This window comes from Acinetobacter sp. CFCC 10889 (assembly GCF_003268395.1).
Taxonomy (GTDB): domain Bacteria; phylum Pseudomonadota; class Gammaproteobacteria; order Pseudomonadales; family Moraxellaceae; genus Acinetobacter.
Window position 1 is genome coordinate 1 of sequence record NZ_LQXQ01000103.1, and the last position, 5103, is coordinate 5103.

Here is a 5103-nt window from a genome sequence, read left to right on the forward strand (position 1 = left end):
TTTGCTTAGACCCCTTTCCCTGAAAAACTGCTTTTGCTTTTTTTTGATCTATCACTGTAGTTTTTAGTGAGTGTCTACGAACGAAGTAATAACGCTTTTATAAATACATGAGCGAAGCGAATTCATAGTTGCTTTTGACTTTGCTTTTGCTCTTAAAACGTCACGAGCGAAGCGAGTGCCATAGCTTTTTTTCTTTTGCTTTTGGGCTTTTAATTATTTTTAAAGCTTTTAAATGCTTTTAAGTCGTATGAAACACTGTCATATCAATGCTTTCAGCTCTTATATCTATACATCTATAGACCCATATCTATACATCTATAGACCCATATCTATACATCTATAGACCCATATCTATACATCTATAGACCATATCTATACATATTTTTATATGTATATTTACTTACGTTTTTTTTCATGTATATTATTTCTTGTCGAAAGGAGATTTTTGTTTATGAGCCGTCCCATAGAACAGGAAAAAAATATGCTCATTGTAAAAGACAACGCTTTAATCAATGCGAGCTATAACTTAGAACTTGTAGAACAAAGATTAATTTTATTAGCAATTATTGAAGCTAGAGAGAATGGCAAAGGGATTAATGCAAATGACCCTTTAACAGTACATGCAAGCACATACATACAAACATTTAACGTTGAAAAACATAGTGCTTATACGAGCTTAAAAGAAGCATGTAAGAGTTTATTTGCAAGACAGTTTAGTTATGAAGAAGTAAATAAAAACGGAAATTTGACACAGTACACAAGCAGATGGGTTTCAAAAATTGGCTACACCAAAAATGAAGCAACTGTTGAAATTATATTTGCGCCTGATGTTGTGCCTTTAATTACACGCCTTGAAGAACATTTCACAAGTTATGAGCTTGAACAAGTTGCACAGCTTCAAAGTAAGTATGCTACACGGCTATATGAAATATTAATTGCGTGGCGCAGCACTGGAAAAACCCCAGTACTAACTATTGATGAGTTTAGAAAGCAAATAGGTGTTATTGATTCTGAATATAAAATTATTTCTAACTTTAAGTTGCGTGTATTAGAGCCATCAATTAAGCAGATCAATGATTTAACAGATATTGCCGTGACCTATGAACAGCATAAAAAAGGGCGGACAATTACAGGCTTTTCATTCAGATTTAAGCAGAAACAACAAGCAAAAAAAATAGAAACCAACAGAGATCCGGACACAGCCGATCTATTCACAAAAATGACCGATGCACAGCGTCATTTGTTCGGACATAAACTAGCACATGATGCACGAGTACAAAGCGAATACAGCCAATTGATCGGCACTGGAAGCTATGAAGATTTTGCAAAATTACTTGCTGATATGCTCGCAGAAGAAAAGCATTTTAAAACGTTCTATCCGCTACTTATAGAACATGGCTTTAAGTAATAAAAAAACGGCTATATAGCCGTTTTTTTATGGGTGTATGTCTTACATCATACTTAGTGCAAACGCTTTTAAATCAAAGCCTACAAGCTCAAATACAAGCAGGATATAGAACGCTAATACAGCACCAGTTAAAACAGAAAAACTTAATTTTATTGGATTAATCATTTACGCCACCTCATTTTTTTGATGTTCTAGCCAATCTGTCGGACTTGCTTTAGCAATGCGTACAGGAGTATCAAAGAATTCCCAATACTTTGGCATGATCAATGTGCCAAATGTGCCGTTATACGTTACCACCGCACTATGAGCAGGCAGTTTGATCAATTCTTCAGGCTCAATAATGTATTCAAGTTTTGTACTTTCTGAATATCCTGAAGAATTGCTATGAGTGCGTGAACCGCCTTGATCGCTATTACTTACACCCTCAGAATTATTTTCTGAATAGCCGAAATATGTCGTTTCTGTCTTGCCGATCAACTTACTAAATTCTTCTGCTGTTGAAATATCACCGATCTTAAACACTACTTTGTAATTGCTTGACCCCAAGAACAACTTGTCCGCATTTGCGCCATACAAGCGATTTAAGCCTTCTAGTGATTGTAGATATAGGAAAGTAGGCATATTTGCAGAACGTATCGTGTTGAGCAAATCAGTGAATTTAGGGATGGGCGCACAATTGATAATTTCATCAAGTGCTAAGAATACTGCGCCACGATTTTGATTAGCTTGCAGAATACGCATTGTATGCGCCACCATTGCCCCGAATAGCGTAGCTGTTGAACTCTTATACTGCTGATCAAATTGCAAGAAAACGGCTTGTTTGGGCTTCATTAGAACGTCTTTCAAATAGAAGCCGTCCGCATTTTCTGAAATTGTTTGTCTGATACGTTCATCATCAAGAAAATCAAACGCTTTTGATACCGCTGTCATGATAGATGCAAGTAAATTATCGCTTTTCGCTGTGCGTGTAATGTCTTTCGCAATGCTTGAAACCGTTTCATTGTCTGACTGTCTTAACGTCTTTAACAGCTCTGCATTGTCGTCCATGCTGTTAATAAAACGCTGCGCATTCGGCAATGATGCTTTAGCCCCTAGCTCAATCAAAATCGCTTTTAAAAGTCGTCTAGCATTGTCATTAAAGACTTTTGCGTCTGCTGAATCAGTGTCTGCAATTATGATATTTAGAACTTCATTAAACTCTGATGAATCTTTTACTTCTGAAAAAATATTGTAGTGATCTGAATTTATGTCTGTGGGATTGAATACCCAATCTTTATACCCGAACGCCTCAAAAATGCCGTTATATTTAAGGATAGCCCAGATTTCTGGCTTAATGTCAGTTGCTACAAAGCTTTGTCCAGACTGCATCCAATCAATGATTTGTGTCACAAGATAGGTTGTTTTACCTGAACCAGGTGCGCCAAGTATGATACCTCGATCTTCATTTGTTACACGCAATGCTTCCCAAACAGGATTTTCAATACTTTGATCATAAACGTATGAAATTAAAGGCTTGCCAACTTCTTGCGTTGGTTGAACTGCATCAAAAAGCGTTCCGATGCCCTCTGCAGAATCCTTTTTCTTAATTGTTTGAACAGGTTCAGGGCGATCACGGAACGGTGAAAACTCTTTTAAATATAGATGATAACCTAAAAATAATGTCATCCAAACAAAGCCAACACGGCACAAAGTCATAAAAAACGATGTATCAGAAAACATATAAACAAGAACAAAAGAAAGAAAAGCAAAAACACCCATAACAATGGGTAGGACTTTCTTTTTAAAATTAAAATATTCGTCTATTTGTTCTTGTGTCAGCATGTCGTAATACAAATTTTCATGCTTTTTAAAGCCGTGTGCTTTGTATTCAATAATGCCGTTCACTGTGCCAGCTAAAAAAACAAAAAAAGCACCTAGCCCAACAAAAAGAACTAAATTAATAAGAGCATACATCATTATAAATTCTCACTTTTTTGTAGTTGTTTGCCTTCACACGTATCTAAAAATTGGGGTTCAGATACAGGACTTTTGAGCCAAGAACAGCGAACAGTATAATAATAAGATGAATCTAAATTCTTGAATTTAATCAAAGTTTGATTGGTTTTTAATTCTGCTTTATCGTTCCAAATGAGCAATTTGCAATTAATGCAACGACCACACAAGGGCAGTTTTTCACGTATTTCTGATGCAATACCCATTTATTTTTTACTCCATGAACCAAGATACACGGACGTAATATTTATACGGCTATGCCCTAATTCCTCACTGATTAACATACGAATTTCTTTATCTTTTGCTATTTCTTCACTGGTGAGTGAACGAGATCCACCGACAGCAGGGCAAGGAAAGCCCATAAGTTCTAAATATCTAGTTTGAGCGTAACCATGCCGTAAACCATGCGTTTGCCCCACACCTAAGCCATGTGTGACCGCTTCAAAATTAGATTTATGCGCCTTGTATGATTTCTCTTTCGGAATCATGGAACCGCCATTTTTTACGGCTTGGGCGTAGGCTTTGCGTAGCTCTTGCCGTTGGTTCTCGTTCGATATAGGAATTGTTCGAGGTCTACCGCCTTTCGTCCATGAATCTTTTAGACGTATGTATTTAGCGTTTTCGATGGTTTGACCATCTAAAGCGTATTCAGGCTGAAACTTCATTGATTCTTCACGTCTAAGACCGAACGCATCTTGTAAACGTAAGCTTTGCGCTATGTTTTCATCAATTTTTGATAAGTCTAAATCATGCAGCGATACAGATTTATTTTCATTCGTGACATAGATACGTCTATCAATCTTATAAGTAGCGTTGTCTTTTACTGCGCCAGAATTGCCGACTTTTTCAGCCCAAAACCTTACGACAGCCATTCTATTTTTTATTGTTGCCGTTGATACGCCATCTTTGCGCCATTGTTCTAAAAGCTTATTAACGTGACGACCTTTTAAATCGCTAGGCGACATATTTCGAGTGTCATAGCCGTTTTTTGCAAGCTGTTGAGCAAACAACTTGAGCATAGAACGTCTATTTGCTTGTGTTGTATGTGATTTGCTTCTGTGTTTATTACAGAGCTGATCAAACTGATATTCGAGTGTCATAAGGCGGAGACCTAAATTTTTGTTGAAGTGTTAAGAGCCGAAAAATCGTTTTATCAAGATTAGCTATAAGAACTAATTCAATAAAAATGCTCAAAAAGTAAGTTTAAAAATTCGAAAATTTTTAAACCCAAATGTATGAATACTTACGAAAAAACCGAATCTGCATATAAAGATGAGAGCGATTAAAAGTATTTGATCTCCTTAATTAAGTTTAAGTTTAAGCTGAAAAACAAAATGAAAGTCAGCAAAGAAAAGTCATGAAAAGACATAAAAAGTCTGATCATTATAGCATCAAAAAAATATCTGTCACGTGGCAATCACTTAAAAAACTAATCTCTATAGCAAATATAGTGAGCATTTCAAAAAGCGTCACTACTGTTATGTAGTGGACTCTTTTTGAAATGTCAAAAGTTTACGAGTATCAAAAAGGGAAGTCGCCACCCGTTCGGGATGGCTCGGCTACTCCCGAAAAAATTTAGATGGGAGCTTGTAATCAGAGGGAAAAGTTTTGAAATTTTAATTGTGTCAGTTCGCAAGCACTCCGCTTGCTCTGTTAATAATTTTTTAGATTCAAATATTTTTTAATTGATTAAAAGAATATTC

General features: G+C 36.1%; 5 protein-coding genes. 1 reads left to right on the plus strand and 4 read right to left on the minus strand.

The features are described 5' to 3' along the window. Window positions 1–481: 481 nt before the first annotated feature. Complete coding sequence (repM, locus tag AVJ19_RS20170; RefSeq protein ID WP_171334251.1) at window positions 482–1408, plus strand: replication initiation protein RepM; 927 nt, start codon at window positions 482–484, stop codon at window positions 1406–1408. A gap of 42 nt (window positions 1409–1450) precedes the next feature. Here repM and AVJ19_RS22720 read toward each other — a convergent pair whose 3' ends face one another. From AVJ19_RS22720 to AVJ19_RS20185, 4 genes are read right to left on the minus strand one after another with little or no spacing between them, the layout of a single operon-like run. Continuing rightward, a complete protein-coding gene (locus AVJ19_RS22720) occupies window positions 1451–1573 on the minus strand; it encodes a hypothetical protein (RefSeq protein WP_265736099.1) in 123 nt (40 codons plus the stop codon). Next, window positions 1574–3364, minus strand: a complete 1791-nt coding sequence (locus AVJ19_RS20175) for a type IV secretory system conjugative DNA transfer family protein (protein ID WP_111861325.1) — start codon at window positions 3362–3364, stop codon at window positions 1574–1576. Continuing rightward, window positions 3364–3606: a hypothetical protein gene (locus AVJ19_RS20180; protein WP_111861326.1), complete on the minus strand. Its 243-nt coding sequence runs from the start codon at window positions 3604–3606 to the stop codon at window positions 3364–3366. The genes AVJ19_RS20175 and AVJ19_RS20180 overlap by 1 nt, the downstream gene beginning before the upstream one ends. Beyond that, window positions 3607–4500, minus strand: a complete 894-nt coding sequence (locus AVJ19_RS20185; protein ID WP_111861327.1) for a tyrosine-type recombinase/integrase — start codon at window positions 4498–4500, stop codon at window positions 3607–3609. Window positions 4501–5103: the final 603 nt, after the last annotated feature.